The organism is Rhodococcus sp. 27YEA15 (assembly GCF_049739425.1).
GTDB lineage: Bacteria > Actinomycetota > Actinomycetes > Mycobacteriales > Mycobacteriaceae > Rhodococcus_F.
Genome location: NZ_JBMHHW010000001.1, coordinates 4,058,455 through 4,074,831 on the forward strand (window position 1 = coordinate 4,058,455; position 16,377 = coordinate 4,074,831).

Consider the following 16,377-nt stretch of genomic DNA (forward strand, 5'->3'; position numbering starts at 1 on the left):
CTGTCACAGACATCTGCTCATCCGGACGATTCCTCCATACCGAGCCACTTCCCGAGAATCTGTCGGCGCACGCGCGTAGCGTGCGGTTCGCGTCCCCCACCTCTCACCTGTTCGACCGATTTCACTCGGCAACCTCGGCGAAAGAGAATTCAGATGCCTGCACGTACCCCTGTCGACGGAACACCCTGTTGGATCGACCTCACCAGTTCCGACACCAAGACGGCCGCAACCTTCTACACCAACCTATTCGGATGGCAAACCGACACGAACGACGACGACCAGTACGGCGGTTACGTCATTTTCAGCAAGAACGGTCAGCCGATTGCCGGACTCGGCGGTCGACAGCCGGGAAATCCGTACGCAGACGTGTGGACCACGTACATTTCCTCGGCCGACGCCGCCGCGTCGGCAGCCAAGGCCGAAGCCGCAGGCGCAACGATCATGATGTCCGCCATGACGGTCGGGCCGAAGGGCAGCATGGCGATCCTCGGCGATCCGAGCGGCGCCGTGGTAGGTCTCTGGCAACCAGACGAACATGAAGGGTTCGCACTGGCCGGTGAAGCCGGTGCGCCGGTGTGGCACGAGACCCTGTCCAAGGACTACGACGCCGTCCTCCCGTTCTACAGCGACCTCTTCGGCTGGCAGTATCACACGCTCTCGGACAGCGACGAGTTCCGCTACTCCCAGGCCACCCGGAACGGCACCGTCGTTGCCGGGCTCATGGACGCACGGTCGTTCCTTCCGGCCGACGCACCGTCTTTCTGGCAGGTGTATTTCGGGGTGGACGACACCGACGCGGCAGTGGCCAAGGTGATCGAGTTCGGCGGCAGCGTTCTCAGAGCACCGGAGGACACCCCGTTCGGCCGCCTGGCATCGGTAGCGGATCCGCTGGGTGCGGCCTTCCAAATTTCCACCAACGAGGGGTGACCTCGACCTGTTTTTCCGTTTCGGCACCACGCTTCATCGCTTACTTCTGGTCATTCATCCAGTAGGTGTGCGCTTTTCCCACTCCACCGCCTAATCTCAGTGAATGCCCGAACACACACCTCTCCTCGATGTGTACTCGCAGCCGACGCTGTCGACGCTCGCCCCGTCCGTTCTTGCGTCGTTGGGCGTCGCCGGTGAGGTGAACAGACTGAACCTGCCGCCGAGTAAGCGCACGGTGATACTGCTGGTGGACGGGCTGGGAGCGAACCTCCTCGCCAGGAACAGTGCGCACGCCCCTTTCCTGGCATCGCTGAGCGGAAGCCCCATCCGGGCCGGGTTCCCCACGACGACGGCCACAAGCATCGTCTCGCTCGGTACCGGCTTGGCTTCGGGCGCTCACGGCATCACGGGCTACCAGTCGTACGTCGAAGAAGCCGATTCGGTGTTCAACTGGCTCGGTTGGCACAGCACCGGCAAGTCGGCGGCGCAAACCGATTCCATCGTCCCCGAAGTTCTCCAGCCCTCGGCGACCACCTTCGATCGTGCACAAGCGGCCGGGATCGTCACCACCACGGTCGTTCCGTCGAAGTTCGACGGTAGTGGACTCACCAGGGCCGGCATGCGCGGTGCCAACTTCACCGGGGTTCAGGCCTATGGCGACCTGGTTGCCAAAACCGTCGCCGCGGCGCGTTCGGCCGAACGGACCTTCACGTACTGCTATGTCAGCGAGATCGACGCACTCGGTCACGTGTACGGCCCCGAATCCGAACCGTGGAACTATCAACTGATTCTCGTCGACCGCCTGGTCGAACAGTTGTCGACGGCGCTCGGACCGGACGTGACGTTGCTGGTCACGGCCGATCACGGCATGGTCGAGGTGGCCGACACCGACAAAATCGACTTCGACAGCACCTCGGCGCTGTCCCAGGACGTGGCGGCGCTGGCCGGCGAGCCGCGCTGTCGCCACATCCACACCCGCGCCGGCGCCGCAGACGACGTCGCCGCTCGGTGGCGGGCCGAACTCGGTGACAGAATGTGGATCGGTACCAGATCCGAAGGTATTGCTGCCGGGCTGTTCGGGTCTTCGGTGCATTCCGGCTATCACGGCAGGATCGGGGACGTACTCGCCGTAGCGAACGGTGACGTCGCTGTGGTCAGACGCTCCGTCGAGCCAGGCCTGTCGAACCTACCCGGACAGCATGGCGCTCTCACCCCCGACGAACTGCTGGTTCCGCTGCTCACGTCACGGCCGTAGCAGGACCCGCGCCCGACGCACCTCGGGCACGCCCACCAGTGAACACCCCCACAATAGAAGTGCGCCGCCTGCCACGGTTCCGGCCACCAGCGCGGCCACCGCCGCAATCCTGGGCTGGTGCACGGCGCCGTCGATTCCGAGCACCACAGCGAGTGCGAGCCCACCGGCCGGCACCGAGGCTGCGACGATCCGGCCGAGCGTTTCGCCGACATGGTGAAAACCCAGCAGTCCGTATCGTTTCCGCAGCAGAACGTGACCGAGAACAGCACCGACGACGAATGATACCGATCCGGCCGAACAGAGAGTCACGAAAAATGCGTCGCCACCGAGAGAGTGTGCAGCAACTACGATCACCGCGATCTTGACGGTCACCATGACGCCGTTGATCACGGCCGGTGTTCGAGTGTCGTTGCCGGCGTAGAACACCCGCAGTTGCAGCATCACCATCGCGAACGGAACGAGACCGAAGGCACTCAATGCCAGCGCCGTTCCGATCTGTCGCGCACTCGCCACATCCACCTGGCCGATGAAGATCACCGTTGTCAGCGACGGCGCCAACACCATCAATGCCACCGTGACCGGAATCAACGTCACCACCGAATATCGGGCACCCCGGCCGAGATCAGATATCACCGCACGGACGTCTCCGACGGAGATCGACTGTGCGATACGCGGCATCAGCACTGTCAACAACGACACCCCGAGAACGCCGTACGCCACCTGGAACAAGAGATCCGCCTGCAGATATGCCGCGAATCCTTCCCGCGCGAGAGCCGCCTTCATCGCGACCACGATGCCGATCTGGCCTGCCACGACGTAGACGATCACCCAACCGAGAATCGGCGCTCCCGCGCGGATCGGCCGCCAGGTGTGCGGAATTACACGAACCCGCAGCTTCCATCGGAAACCCGTGCGGTGCAGGGCGAGTGCCACCGCTGCCGCCTGTGAGACGACACCGAGAAGAGTTCCGACGCCGATCACCAGAATCTGCGGGACCGTCATGGTGGTAGGTGTCAATGTCACCGGACCCGGAACAAGAAGGAACACCGAAATACTCACCAGCAGAACGATATTGTTGATCACCGGGGCCCATGCCGGCGCGGCGAAGACCGCACGGACGTTGAGTACCGACGTCATGACGGCCGTCATTCCGTAGCCGACGATTCCCGGAAGCAACAGATAGGCGAAGAGCGATGCCAACCGCCGCTGCTCGGGATCGGAAACGAGGGCGCCCACGATCAGCGGTACGCAAGCCAGAGCGACCAGTGTGATCGCCGCCAAGGCAAGTGCTGCAACTGTGAGCAGTCGCTGCGTCTGTTCACGGTCGAGTCGGCGTCCGCGAGCCCGCTGACGGGTCAGGTAAGGAAGCATCACCGCAGCGAGCACGCCGCCGAGCAGCAACTGGTAGATCATGCCCGGAAGACTGTTTGCTGCACTGTAGGCGTCACCGACGAGCCCTACCCCCAACACAGCCGTGAGTGCGGTGGTGCGGGCAAGTCCGGTCAAGCGGCTGACGGCACTCGCCACGGTCATTTTCCCGCCACCGCGAGCCAGTCCCGCTCCGGATCGGTCTACCGCACTGATCCTCTCCATCTCGACAGAGTGCCACAGCTGAGGGCCGTCGAAACAGAAAGTGAGTGCCGCGAGCCGAGTTCGCGGCACTCACTTCGTCAAGGCGGAGCTCAGGACGTGGCGGCCGCCGCCAGCGGCGGCATCACGACAACCTGTCCGGCGAAGGACAGACCGGCACCGAAGGCAAGCAGCAGAGCCTTGTCACCGGTCTTGCACTGGCCCTCTCGCAGCATCTGCTCCATGGCCAGCGGAATCGACGCGGCCGAAGTATTGCCGGTCTCGGCGATGTCATTGGAGACCGGGAAGTCCTCGGGCAGCTTGAGGCTGCGCGCAATGACCTCGTTGATGCGCTGGTTGGCCTGGTGCGGCACGAACGCGTCGATGTCTTCGATGGTCAGACCCGAACGCTCGAGGGTACGGGTGGCGACCTTGCCCATCTCGAATGCAGCCCAGCGGAACACAGCGGTGCCTGCCATCTTGATCCACGGCCGCGGGCCGGCCGGATTCTTGGCGAAGTCGAGCCAACGCGGCTCCTGGACTATGGCATCGGACTGAGAACCGTCCGAGCCCCACTCGACCGGTCCGATGCCGACGGTCTCGCTGGGTCCGACCACCACGGCGCCCGCACCGTCGCCGAAGATGAAACGCACACTACGATCGGTCGGCTCGGTCGCCTCACTCATGATCTCGACGCCGACCACGAGGACGTTGTCCACCGTTCCGCCGCGAACGAGATCGTTCGCCACTGCCAGAGCCGTACAGAAGCCGGCGCAACCAGCACAGAGGTCGAATGCCGCCGGGCCCTTGATGCCCAGTTCGTGTGCGACGATGGCCGCTGCCTGCGGGGTCTGCATGTCCCACGTCGACGTCGCGATGATCACGGCGCCAATCTGCTCGGGCGCGATTCCACTGACCTCCATCGCCTTGCGGGCCGCGCTGACCGACATCGAGATGACGCCTTCGTCCTCGCCGATGAAGCGACGCGACTTGATACCCGAGCGCGTCTGGATCCATTCGTCACTGGAATCGATGAGCTCGCAGATCTCGTCATTGGAGACGACCCGCTCGGGGCGATGAACGCCGAGCCCGAGGAGGGCGGACTGCCGGCCTCCGATGACACTGGCTATCGGCTTACCCATTCGATCGATCTCCTCGTTCTGGTGATAATTCCGCTACGTCCATCACACGTTACGTAGTGGACTGCTGTCCCGGTCCCCCAGGTCCGTCGGGTCGCATCACGTCGACAACGTGAGGCGGGCTCACATTACGCTTCGGTAGGGTGCACCGTCCACAGTCTCGAGCACCGACGCCGACGGGCACGAACCGTTCCGACGCTTCGGCACGCTCCCGCACCGGATTTTACGACGCTGCACTCGGACGCAGTCCTTCACCACAACCCGACCGACCAGCGGTTTTCGGATGACGTGCCGACCCACCCCCGTTCCGGTCGTCGGTTCGAGCACCTCCGGCCCGCACGAGGCCGGCGTGATGATCCATCCTCCGCCTCGGCATCTGTTCACTGGATGGGACAGCGGTCGGTGAACCAACCGAACGCCTACCCGACGTACCGAGATTCCCCGACCCGAACGGCACCGAGGGGTACCACTACCGTCGTAGATCATGGACTCCGCTGCCTGGGACAAGAAATACGCACAATCCGAACTCGTCTGGGGAGCACCGCCCAACGAACTGCTCGTGGAGTACGCAACCGCACTTCCCGACGGCGCGGCTCTCGATCTGGCATGTGGAGAAGGTCGAAACGCGCTGTGGCTCGCCACCCGAGGCTGGTCGGTGACGGGAATCGACTACTCGTCCGTCGCCATCGACAAGGCCGCCGCAATCGCAGCCCGATCGCCGCGCTCGGTCCGCGAACGCCTCGATTACCGCTGCCTCGATGTGACCGATGCCGACTACGGCAGCGACTACGACCTGGCGATGCTTCTTTACCTTCATCTTCCGGCGCCGATTCGGACGCTGGTTGTGAACCGTGCCATAGATTCTCTCAAACCTGACGGAATCCTCATGATTCTGGGGCACGCGCGCAGCAACATCGAGGAAGGCGTCGGCGGGCCGCAAGATCCCGAAATCCTTTACGAGCCTGAAGATCTGGTGACGGAATTCAGCAGTCGTGTTCGATTCGAACTCGCCGGCCGGCCGCAACGCACAACCGAATCGGGCATTGCGATCGACGCCCTCGCCATCGGAAGGAAACTCGGTGTTGGCAAGGAACTGAACGCCAAGTAACATGTATTAAGTTACCGACGAGTAATAAACTTCGGGCGGTACTAGGAGTGCTGGACCGCACCACCTCACTGGAAGAAGCGAAGACATGGGCCATTACAAGAGCAACGTTCGGGACCTGGAGTTCAACCTCTTCGAGGTACTCGGACTGGAGAAGCCGCTGAGCGAAGGCACTTGGGGCGATCTCGATGCCGACACCGTCCGCAGCATGCTGGGCGAGGTCGCACGCCTGGCCGAGGGACCCCTCGCCGAAGCGTTCGCAGACACCGACCGCAACCCGCCTGTCTTCGATCCGGAGACACACGAGGCGACGTTCCCCGAGTCGTTCAAGAAGTCCTTCCACTCCATGTGGGATGCCGAGTGGTACCGCATGGGTCTGAGCGAAGAGATCGGCGGAGTGCCGGTCCCCCGCACCGTCGTGTGGGCAATCTCCGAAATGCTGCTCGGCGCTCAGCCCGCGGCATTCATGTACCAGGCCGGCCCGTCCTTCGCCGACGTGCTGTTCAACAACGGCACCGACGAGCAGAAGAAGTGGGCGGCCACCGCCGTCGAACGCGGATGGGGAGCGACCATGGTCCTCACCGAACCCGACGCTGGTTCGGACGTCGGAGCGGGCCGCACCAAGGCCGTCAAGCAGGACGACGGCTCCTGGCACATCGAGGGCGTGAAGCGCTTCATCACCTCCGCCACCTCCGACGACCTGTTCGAGAACATCTTCCACCTCGTTCTCGCGCGCCCCGAAGGTGCCGGACCGGGCACCAAGGGTCTGAGCCTGTTCTTCGTCCCCAAGACGCACTTCAACTTCGAGACCGACGAACTCGGCGAACGCAACGGCGTCTTCGTCACCAACGTCGAGCACAAGATGGGCCTCAAGGCCTCCACCACCTGTGAGCTCACCTTCGGTGGCCACGGCATTCCAGCCCAGGGATGGCTGGTCGGCGAGGTCCACAACGGCATCGCCCAGATGTTCGACGTCATCGAACACGCCCGAATGATGGTGGGCACCAAAGCTATCTCCACGCTGTCGACCGGTTACCTGAACGCACTGGACTACGCAAAGCAACGCGTCCAGGGCGCGGATCTGACCCAGATGACCAACAAGGCCGCGCCCCGCGTCACCATCACGCACCACCCGGACGTGCGTCGTAGCCTGGCCATGCAGAAGGCGTACGCCGAAGGCCTGCGCGCGGTGTACCTGTACACCGCAGCGCACCAGGACGAGGTAGTCGCCCAGCACGTCTCGGGCGCAGACAAGGACACCGCGTTCCGCGTCAACGATCTGTTGCTGCCCATCGTCAAGGGCGTCGGCTCCGAGCGTGCGTACCAGTACCTCACGGACAGCCTGCAGACCCTCGGCGGCTCCGGCTTCCTGCAGGACTACCCGATCGAGCAGTACATCCGCGACTCCAAGATCGACTCGCTCTACGAAGGCACCACCGCCATCCAGGCGCAGGACTTCTTCTTCCGCAAGATCGCTCGTGACCGCGGCGTCGCCCTCGCTCACGTCGCGGGACAGATCAAGACGTTCATCGACAGCGAAGCCGGGAACGGTCGCCTCAAGGCGGAGCGCGCATTGCTCGCCACCGCTCTCGAGGACGTCCAGTCCATGGCCGCCACCCTGACCGGCTTCCTCATGGGCGCGCAGGAACAGCCCACCGAGCTGTACAAGGTCGGCCTCGGCTCGGTGCGTTTCCTGATGTCCGTCGGTGACCTCCTCATCGGTTGGCAGCTGCTCCGCCAGTCCGAGATCGCGCTGGCCGCCCTCGACAACGGCGCATCCGAGAAGGACAAGGCCTTCTACGAAGGCAAGGTCGCCATCGCGTCCTTCTTCGCGAAGAACGTGCTGCCCGAGCTCACTGCCTCACGCGAGATCGTCGCGCACACCGAGAACGACATCATGGAAATCGACGAAGCAGCATTCTGATCCGAGTCGATCTTTCGACAGAACGGCCCCGAGATTTCTCGGGGCCGTTCTTCGTCGGCACTCAACCGTACGATATTGACGTAACCAAGAGTCACACATACAGTGCGGTAGGCAGGCGAGCTACGACGAAGGTGTGATCATGGGGACCGAGGACACGAACGCTCTGGCAACGCCGTTGACGCTGGCATGCGGACAGGTACTACCGAATCGAGTGATGAAAGCCGCGCTGAGTGAAGGACTGGCAACCGACACCCACGCGCCCGACGTGCGCCTCGAACGCCTGTACACGCAGTGGGGAGCTGGCGGGTACGGACTGATCGTCACGGGTAACGTCATGGTCGATCGACGCCATCTCGGCGAACCCGGCAACGTGGCCGTCGACGACGATCGCGACCTCGACGCTCTCACCCGGTGGGCGAAATCCACTCACGACGGTGGAGCCCCGATCTGGATGCAGCTGAACCATCCCGGCCGACAGGCGAACCCACTGGCGACGGGTACGAAACCCGTAGGACCGTCTGCGCTCGCTCCCGGCATTCCAGGGATTCCGGCACCACGAGCCCTGGAAGAATCCGAAATCCACGACATCATCGATCGGTTCGCGGTGACTGCCGCCGTTGCCGAAACGGCAGGATTCGACGGTGTCCAGATTCACGGCGCCCACGGATACCTCGTGTCGCAATTCCTCTCACCACGGTCGAACCGGCGCGAAGACTCCTGGGGAGGCGACCTCGACGGACGAATCCGATTCGCGGTCGAAGTGGTTCGCGCCGTCAGAGCTGCGGTGTCACCGGGGTTCGCGGTAGGAATCAAACTCAATTCGGCAGACTTTCAACACGGCGGCTTCAGCGAGCAGGACTCACGCACAACCGTCGAACGTCTTGCCGACGAAAGCATCGACCTGATCGAAATCAGCGGTGGGAGTTACGAATCGCCGGCGATGACGGGCCGACCGGTGACCGTCGGCGACAGTACCCGCAGTCGCGAAGCCTACTTCCTCGACTACGCCCGAACAGTCCGGGCCGCCGCAGGTGCCGTGCCACTGGCGGTGACGGGCGGCTTCAGAACCAGATCGGTGATGAACCTCGCCGTCGCGTCCGGTGACTGCGACATCGTGGGCCTCGGACGCCCGACTGCACTGACTACCAAAGCCGCAGGAGCACTGATCGACGAGAACACCACCCGACTCGACTCGCCCACGATCACTCTCGGCCTGCCGAAACGGATTGCCGCCCTCAAACAACTCGAAGGCGCGCTCGATCTACAATGGCACACCGATCAACTGCACCGGATCGGTGCCGGAGAGACACCGGACCGGAATCGCTCTGCGTGGCGGACGGCGGCAACCATGATCGAACGTAACGGGATCGGAGCATTTCGCAGCAGACGCGCGATATCGAATCGTCGCTACTCGCCTGCCGAACGAAAGTTTCAGCGCGAGAGAATCATCGGCAAGTACCTGGCCAATCCCGTCGTGCGAGGACTCGCCGCCCTCGGCTTTCGCGTGGCGTTGATGACCGATATCGAAACGATCGGACGAAAGACCGGACGAGTTCGCAGCGTCCCCGTGTCGGCGTCTTTCGACGCCGACGGCGCCTGGATAATCTCACAGCACGGCACCCGCTCCGGATGGGGCGCAAACATCTGCGACAATCCGAACATCAAGATCCGAGTCGGTACCCGCTGGCGCAGCGGTACAGCTGTTTTCGTGCACTCCGACGACGTATCGGCACGGGTCCGGACCTTCTCCACAAACAAGGTGTTCACGCCGATCATCGCCGCGGCATTTCGAACACTTCAGTCGAACCCGGTATCTGTGCGCGTCAACTTCACCGACCACCAGCCGTGAACCAATCCGCCACGGACACTTTCTCGATGTTCAGGCAGCCGGCCTGGCGAACGGCACGGCAGGATCAGCTCTCACGCGGCCAGAGCTCGACCACGAGCGACGGCCACTCCTGCTGCCAGCGTGCAGCTTTGGTCTCGTAGACCTCCCGCGGCGCAAGCACCGGATTGGGTCGCACGATCATGGCGAACAGATCGTCGTATCCATGCGGGGCGTACACGTCTAGATCTCCGCCCACGGTGCGGGTTATTCCGAAACAACACGTGGTCGAAGCAAAGTGGTCGATCGCATCACGGCAGCTGGTGAACGGAACACCGGGACTTCCGAAGTGTTCCTCGTACCAGAGATGCACCCGCGCCTCGTTGCGTACCTCGATCTCGACATCGGCATCGGCAAACAGCTCTGCCGCACTGCGGATCACTCGATCCTCGGCGTCGTAGGTCAGATCCGAATCGTCGAAGTAGAAGAGGTCATAGTCCTTGATGCCCGCCCCGAGTTCACGGCCGTCGAGGTGGTTCCACACGGTTTGGACCAGCCCACCGGCGGTCAGATACCACTCGCCGAGTCCGAGTTGCGGTGCGCGCTCGAGGATCGTCTCGATCACCGGATTGCCCAGAACTGTCTCGAGGAATCGATCACGCATGCGCTCAGCCTTGCACATGACAAGCAAACTTGACATATTTTGACAAGTATTCTTTACTTTTTTCATGCCAGCCCCGGTCGGAGACAACACAGTGCGCGAGCACCGACGCCTCGCCGGCCTCACGCAGGTCCAACTGGCGACCGCCGGCCGGGTCAGCCGTCAGAGCATCGTCTCGATCGAACGAGGCGACTACGCACCGAGCGTCTACCTGGCGCTTCGACTGGCCGCCGCCCTGGGAACGACAGTCGAAACACTCTTTCCGCTACCCGAACTCGAGGAGACGAGATGAACACCATCGTCAAGGCACTGCGGTTCGTCGGTGATCTCGACGACGACTTCTACCGCGACGAGCGTCAGCGTGACGTGTGGAACGAAGCCTCCGCCGTGGGATTTCAGTTCGCCTACTGGCTCGCGCTCGTCGCTGCCGCTATCCTGCCGTGGGCGGCGGGGCGAACCGGCGCCTGGATCGCGCTCGGCCTGCTCGCCGGATGGCTACTCACGTCGGTGGTGGTGATGGGCTACGCAAAAGCTTTCGATGTCAACGTCTACGACAGCTCCCGCTTGACTCCCCGCGTCGTCGTCGCAATCACCGTCTATCTCGTTGCCGCGGTGGGAGTGCTGGCCCAGTTGATGATGCCGCCGACCGCCGACACGGCAACCTGGGCGGGCGGTGCCGCAGGAGCACTGATCGGCGGCGGCGCCGCCGCTATGGGTGTGAAGTTGCACCAGCGCAACGTCGCCCGACGCGACATCAAGGAAGAATTGCTCTGACACGATCCGGCAATCGGGCGTAGCGTCGAACCGGTGAGCACTCGCCTCGGATACCAGATGCCCAACTTCAGCTACGGCGGATCGGTCAAGGACCTGTTCCCCACCGTCATCGCGCAGGCCCGCGAAGCCGAAGCTGCCGGCTTCGACACCGCCTTCGTGATGGACCACTTCTATCAACTCCCCGGCATCGGAAACCCCGACGCTCCGATGCTCGAGGCTTACTCGGCGCTCTCCGCGCTGGCCACGGCCACCGAGACCATCCAGCTGTCGGCGCTGGTCACCGGCAACACCTATCGAAACCCGCCGACCCTGGCCAAAACCGTCACCACTCTCGACGTCGTGAGCCAGGGGCGCGCCATCCTCGGTATCGGGGCCGGCTGGTTCGAACTCGAACACAACTCGTTCGGCTACGAATTCGGCACCTTCACCGAACGATTCCAGAAGCTCGAGGAATCACTGACGATCATCGAACCGATGCTGCGCGGCCAACGACCCACCTTCACCGGGAAGTGGTATCACGTCGAGGACGCGATCAACGAGCCCCGCGTGCGCGACGACCTGCCGATCCTCCTCGGCGGTGGTGGCGAGAAGAAGACGTTCGGGCTCGCGGCACGCTTCGCGAATCACCTCAACATCATCGCCAACACGTCCGAAATTCCCACCAAACTCGACGCGCTCGCGGCCCGCTGCGACGAGGTAGGACGTGACCGCGACACCTTGGAAACGAGTTTCCTCGCGTTCGTGATCATCGACGAAGACGGCGACAAGGCCCGTGCCCACCAACGCACCTTCCTCGCCGAACGGGGACTCGACATCACCACGGCACCGGACGACGTCGTCGCCCAGGCCACCGCACGCCAGTTCGCCGGTAACCCGGATGACGTCGCCGAGCAGATTCAGACGAGAGTTCTCGACCACGGTATCGACGGCATCGTCATCAACCTGGTCACCAACGGCGACGAGCCGGGCATCGTCGATCTGGCAGGGCGCACCCTCGGCCCACTCGTCGGCAGGTAGTCTCCTACTCGCACTTCACGATCGGCACCGGATCATAGGTGACGGTCCGCGTAGTCGAGGAAATCTGAGCACCACTGGCGACATCGGTGATCGTGCGGGTATCGCTGGTCGTGAAGCCGGGAGCACCGCCGGACGCAATGCAGCCCGGTCCCTTGGGCAGGACCACGGTATTGGGCGACGTCGGGGACGTCCGAGGACCGGTACTCGAGGTGACCTCGACGGTCTTCGTTCCCCAGATCCGCACCGTCACGTCGGACGACGTCGCGCTCGCCTCGATCAGCACACCGGTCTTGGCCGGATTCCGGAACTGGAGGTCGATGGCCCCGTCGAAGATGGTGGCCTCGCGCGCCGCCGGATACCGTGAGATGTAGTAGCTGTGTTCGGTGTGCGCCACGTCGTCCATCCCGGCGAAATACGTGGCGTTGTACAGCGTAGTGGCCAACTGGCTGATACCGCCGCCGACGGCCTTGTCCGGGCGGCCGTTGTTGATGATCCCCGATTCCACGTACCCCTCGGCCGCGCCCCGTGGACCGGTGAATCCGTTGAGCGAGAACGTGTCTCCGGGCTTGACCACCGCTCCGTTGATCTTCGACGCCGCCAGTGCGATATTGACTCCCGAGGCGTACTCGAACCCACCCGTGGTGTACTCGCCGATCACCTCGTTGATACCCAGACCTTCGGCTGCCTCGGTGGTGAGCGCAGGCGGAACCGGCCCGTACAGAGCAGGAGTCGCACGAGAAGCCTTGCTGGCGAGTAGAACCGGAAGATCCTTGACGGTGTCCGGCCAGTTGATCAGATCGCCGACCACACCCGGCACCACCGTCGGCTTCCCACCGGCAAATGTGAACGACGCATCCTTGGGCTGCTTTTCCGTCGAGACCAACTGCGGCGCCAACAGCTTGACCGCAGCATCGGTGTCGTACTCCGGCGTCAGTCCACCCGAACCGTCCGGGACGAATCTCAAGACCTCGCCGATCTGATTCGGCTCCAAAGTTGCCGCGGCAGCATCTCGACCGTTGACGACTACAGCACTCGACACCGCAGGCTGTGCCACATCGGTCAGAGCAGCATCCACTCCGGCCTGCGTCACCGTCACGGGCACATCTGTCACCGGTACGGTGATCGGACCACCGTCGGACCACCGTTGAGTGAAGGTTCGGCCGGCCTCGGCCACGTCAACGGACTGACCAGCCAGCGGAGACACCCCGTTGGCCTTGCCGTTCTCGATCACCACCGCGCCTTCGACGGGCGCTCGATCTGCAGCCGCGGCCACCTGCGTCATCGACGCGTCGAGCGCACCCTGATCCGCGCGGGAGACAACCGGCACTTCTCGTGAGCCGAAGAGCGAAGTGACCCTGGTGATCGGGTTGATCGGCTGAGCGTTGACGCCCGCCAGCGTTGCCGCCCAGTCCACGTCGACGCCCGCCGCCGCGGGGACCACCTCCACGTCGACTCCACCCGCGCGGACCTGTAGCGGCTGAGCCAGCCGCGGACCGAGATCGGAACGTAACTTCGCCTCGGCGTCGGCAGGGCTGAGAGCGCCGATGTCGACACCCGCAACCTGCGTACCTCGAGGCGTCTTTCCCGAAGAGGTGACCATGTCCACGCCGTACACCAGAACTGCGGCGGCAACTATCCCACCGACGATCAGTGCAGGCTTCGCCCAGTGACGCTTGGACGCCGGAACTACCTCGTCGGTCGGCTCCGGCTCTTGATGCACCGGTTCCGGCTCGGCCCACTGCGTCACCGTGTCCGCGTCAGTGGCCGGCCCACCTGGTTCGGAGATCACCCCCGGCACGAGCGGGATTCGCGCAAATTCCTCGGTCGCGTCAGTGGAGCCCCCGTCCGGTGCACCGGACGGGGCCACTAATTCAACAGTCGGCACCGGCTCGACAACGGGAATGACCGATGTGACTTCGGCTGCGGATTCGTCGGATTCCGACGGCGACAGCTCATCCGGCTCTTCTGCATGCGCGAGTTCATGCTCGTCCGGCGCAGCCGACTCGTCCGACTCGGCCGCGTGCGCGTGCGCGGGTTCGTGCTCGTCCGGCGCAGCCGGCTCGGCCGCGTGCGCAGGCTCGTGCTCGTCCGGCTCGGCCGCGTGCGCGGGTTCGTGCTCGTCCGGCTCGGCCGCGTGCGCGGGTTCGTGCTCGTCCGGCTCGGCCGCGTGCGCGGGTTCGTGCTCGTCCGGCTCGACCGCGTGCGCAGGCTCATGCTCGTCCAGCTCGGCCGCGTGCGCAGGCTCGTGCTCGTCCGGCTCAGCCGCGTGCGCGGGTTCGTGCTCGTCCGGCTCAGCCGCGTGCGCGGGTTCGTGCTCGTCCAGCTCGGCCGCGTGCGCAGGCTCGTGCTCGTCCGGCTCAGCCGCATGTGCGGGCGTCGTTTCGCTCTCCCCAGAGGCATTCTCGGCGGACGCGCCGTCCTCGTCACTCACCTGTAGGGCTCCCTCGCTGCATCCTTGCCTCGCTGCGGCGCTCACCGACAACTGATCACAGACTAACTGGACAGACGAGAGCCCCGTGTTGCTGCTAGGTCGGGGGTCAGGCAGCAACACGGGGCTGACATGTTTATCGGCCAACACCCACCGGCGTTACACCACCACGAAAAAACTTTGTACGAGGTCGGGGACCCGGTCACCCCTCGTGGCCGGATCCCCGATTTACCCCACCTTTTGCCGTCATCACTGCAGGTGAGCGCAGCAGCTTCGAACAAAAGGACGACTACTGGACCGCTACCGCTCGATGATCGCCGTGACGCCCTGCCCACCGGCCGCGCAAATCGAGATCAGGCCACGCCCCGATCCCTTCTCCGCAAGCAGCTTGGCCAGAGACGCGACGATGCGTCCACCTGTTGCCGCAAACGGGTGCCCCGCTGCCAGAGAGGAACCGTTGACATTGAGCTTGCTGCGGTCGATCGACCCCAGCGCGCCGTCGAGGCCCAGACGCTCCTTGCAGTACTCGTCCGACTCGAAGGCCTGCAGCGTCGCCAACACCACCGAGGCGAAGGCTTCATGGATTTCGTAGTAGTCGAAGTCCTGCAACGTGAGTCCGTTGCGGGCAAGCAGACGCGGGATGGCATAGGTCGGCGCCATCAAGAGTCCGTCCCGGCCGTGCACGTAGTCGACCGCTGCCGTCTCGGAATCGACGAGGTGGGCCAACACCGGCAGGTTCCGCTCGGCAGCCCATTCATCGGTGGAGAGCAGGACCGCCGACGCGCCGTCGGTCAGAGGCGTGGAGTTTCCGGCCGTCATGGTGGCGTCGCCCAGTTTGGTTCCGAAGACCGGCTTGAGGGTTGCGAGTTTCTCGACGCTCGAGCCCGGCCGGAGATTGTCGTCACGCGTGAGCCCGAGGAACGGGGTGACGAGATCGTCGAAGAAACCGCGGTCGTAAGCGGTGGCCATGTTGTGGTGGGACGCGGCGGCCAGTTCGTCCTGGTCCTCACGCTTGACACCGAACTCCTTGGCTGTGATCGCCGCGTGATCGCCCATCGACTTACCGGTCCGCGGTTCGCCGTTGCGAGGAATCTCGAGACCGAGCATGCCGGCCCGGACGTTGCCGAGAAGTTTGATGCGGTCACCGGTCGACTTCGCCCGGTTGAGGGAGAGAAGGAACTCGCGGGCCTGCTCGTTGACTCCGATGGGCGCGTCGGACGTGGTATCGGTCCCGCCGCCGACGCCGGAGTCGACGCGACCGGCGGCAATAGCGTCACCGACCGCGATGACGGACTGCAGTCCCGTGCCACATGCCTGCTGCAGGTCGTAGGCCGCCGTGTACGGGCTCAACGCACTGCCGAGCACCGATTCGCGGATGAGATTGAAATCACGGCTGTGCTTGAGAACCGCGCCGCCGACCACCAGACCCAGCTGCTCACCCTGCAGGCTGAACCTGCTGACCAGGCCGTCGAGTACCGCCGTGAACATGTCCTGGTTGGACGCTTGCGCGTAGGCCTTGTCCGACCGCGCGAAGGGGATCCGATTGCCGCCGACGATCGCGACCGGGCGTCGCTGACCTGCAGGCTTGGCCGAGGATGCGGAGGGTGCTGCCGGCTTTGCTGTGGAACGGGCTTTGCTGGTCACTTGTCTCTCCAAGGATGGTGCGATTACCGGTTGAAGACTATTCTTACTCAGTAGTAAGTTACTTGTCTATCGCCGCATTCACCCGAGTGCCCGGAAATCGACACATTGA

At 63.9% G+C, this 16,377-nt stretch carries 13 protein-coding genes; 8 read left to right on the plus strand and 5 right to left on the minus strand.

From position 1 onward, the window contains the following. The first annotated feature begins 153 nt into the window (after positions 1-153). Positions 154-927, plus strand: a complete 774-nt coding sequence (locus ABH922_RS18940) for a VOC family protein (RefSeq protein ID WP_424808382.1) — start codon at positions 154-156, stop codon at positions 925-927. A gap of 103 nt (positions 928-1,030) precedes the next feature. After that, positions 1,031-2,182: an alkaline phosphatase family protein gene (locus ABH922_RS18945; protein WP_424808383.1), complete on the plus strand. Its 1,152-nt coding sequence runs from the start codon at positions 1,031-1,033 to the stop codon at positions 2,180-2,182. On the opposite strand, the gene murJ is transcribed toward ABH922_RS18945, so the two are convergent. Beyond that, positions 2,171-3,775, minus strand: a complete 1,605-nt coding sequence (murJ, locus tag ABH922_RS18950; protein WP_424808384.1) for a murein biosynthesis integral membrane protein MurJ — start codon at positions 3,773-3,775, stop codon at positions 2,171-2,173. The genes ABH922_RS18945 and murJ overlap by 12 nt on opposite strands. 89 nt (positions 3,776-3,864) lie before the next feature. Next, on the minus strand, positions 3,865-4,893 hold the full coding sequence (locus ABH922_RS18955; protein WP_424808385.1) for a beta-ketoacyl-ACP synthase III: 1,029 nt from the start codon (positions 4,891-4,893) through the stop codon (positions 3,865-3,867). A gap of 481 nt (positions 4,894-5,374) precedes the next feature. On the opposite strand from ABH922_RS18955, the gene ABH922_RS18960 reads away from it, so the two are divergent. From ABH922_RS18960 to ABH922_RS18970, 3 genes are all read left to right on the plus strand, one after another. Continuing rightward, positions 5,375-5,998 (plus strand): class I SAM-dependent methyltransferase, encoded by a 624-nt coding sequence (locus ABH922_RS18960; RefSeq protein ID WP_424808386.1) that lies wholly within the window; start codon positions 5,375-5,377, stop codon positions 5,996-5,998. An 85-nt stretch (positions 5,999-6,083) separates the two neighbouring features. Further along, entirely contained in the window at positions 6,084-7,919 is a 1,836-nt protein-coding gene (locus ABH922_RS18965; RefSeq protein WP_424808387.1) for an acyl-CoA dehydrogenase, read from the plus strand. Between the two features lie 139 nt (positions 7,920-8,058). Continuing rightward, positions 8,059-9,768 (plus strand): nitroreductase family deazaflavin-dependent oxidoreductase, encoded by a 1,710-nt coding sequence (locus tag ABH922_RS18970; RefSeq protein ID WP_424808388.1) that lies wholly within the window; start codon positions 8,059-8,061, stop codon positions 9,766-9,768. 64 nt (positions 9,769-9,832) lie between these two features. On the opposite strand, the gene ABH922_RS18975 is transcribed toward ABH922_RS18970, so the two are convergent. Further along, positions 9,833-10,408 (minus strand): nucleotidyltransferase family protein, encoded by a 576-nt coding sequence (locus ABH922_RS18975; protein WP_424808389.1) that lies wholly within the window; start codon positions 10,406-10,408, stop codon positions 9,833-9,835. Positions 10,409-10,472: 64 nt separating this feature from the next. On the opposite strand from ABH922_RS18975, the gene ABH922_RS18980 reads away from it, so the two are divergent. The 3 genes from ABH922_RS18980 to ABH922_RS18990 are packed head-to-tail and all read left to right on the plus strand — an operon-like array spanning position 10,473 to position 12,196. Then, complete coding sequence (locus tag ABH922_RS18980; RefSeq protein WP_424808390.1) at positions 10,473-10,697, plus strand: helix-turn-helix transcriptional regulator; 225 nt, start codon at positions 10,473-10,475, stop codon at positions 10,695-10,697. Next, the gene (locus ABH922_RS18985; RefSeq protein WP_424808391.1) at positions 10,694-11,179 is read left to right on the plus strand and encodes a hypothetical protein; all 486 of its coding nucleotides are present in this window, start codon (positions 10,694-10,696) and stop codon (positions 11,177-11,179) included. Before ABH922_RS18980 ends, ABH922_RS18985 begins: the two co-directional genes overlap by 4 nt. 33 nt (positions 11,180-11,212) lie before the next feature. Then, positions 11,213-12,196, plus strand: coding sequence for an LLM class F420-dependent oxidoreductase (locus tag ABH922_RS18990; RefSeq protein WP_424808392.1), 984 nt, complete (start codon positions 11,213-11,215; stop codon positions 12,194-12,196). 4 nt (positions 12,197-12,200) lie between these two features. Here ABH922_RS18990 and ABH922_RS18995 read toward each other — a convergent pair whose 3' ends face one another. Continuing rightward, positions 12,201-14,627: a VanW family protein gene (locus tag ABH922_RS18995; RefSeq protein WP_424808393.1), complete on the minus strand. Its 2,427-nt coding sequence runs from the start codon at positions 14,625-14,627 to the stop codon at positions 12,201-12,203. Between the two features lie 297 nt (positions 14,628-14,924). Further along, positions 14,925-16,268 carry an acetyl-CoA C-acetyltransferase gene (locus tag ABH922_RS19000; protein ID WP_424808394.1) on the minus strand — a complete coding sequence of 448 codons (1,344 nt, stop codon included), beginning with the start codon at positions 16,266-16,268 and terminating at the stop codon, positions 14,925-14,927. Positions 16,269-16,377: the final 109 nt, after the last annotated feature.

Coding starts and splice junctions, on each gene's coding strand:
- ABH922_RS18940 (WP_424808382.1), top strand. CDS start 154: ATGCCTGCACGTACCCCTGTCGACGGAACACCCTGTTGGATCGACCTC.
- ABH922_RS18945 (WP_424808383.1), top strand. CDS start 1,031: ATGCCCGAACACACACCTCTCCTCGATGTGTACTCGCAGCCGACGCTG.
- murJ (WP_424808384.1), bottom strand. CDS start 3,775: ATGGAGAGGATCAGTGCGGTAGACCGATCCGGAGCGGGACTGGCTCGC.
- ABH922_RS18955 (WP_424808385.1), bottom strand. CDS start 4,893: ATGGGTAAGCCGATAGCCAGTGTCATCGGAGGCCGGCAGTCCGCCCTC.
- ABH922_RS18960 (WP_424808386.1), top strand. CDS start 5,375: ATGGACTCCGCTGCCTGGGACAAGAAATACGCACAATCCGAACTCGTC.
- ABH922_RS18965 (WP_424808387.1), top strand. CDS start 6,084: ATGGGCCATTACAAGAGCAACGTTCGGGACCTGGAGTTCAACCTCTTC.
- ABH922_RS18970 (WP_424808388.1), top strand. CDS start 8,059: ATGGGGACCGAGGACACGAACGCTCTGGCAACGCCGTTGACGCTGGCA.
- ABH922_RS18975 (WP_424808389.1), bottom strand. CDS start 10,408: ATGCGTGATCGATTCCTCGAGACAGTTCTGGGCAATCCGGTGATCGAG.
- ABH922_RS18980 (WP_424808390.1), top strand. CDS start 10,473: ATGCCAGCCCCGGTCGGAGACAACACAGTGCGCGAGCACCGACGCCTC.
- ABH922_RS18985 (WP_424808391.1), top strand. CDS start 10,694: ATGAACACCATCGTCAAGGCACTGCGGTTCGTCGGTGATCTCGACGAC.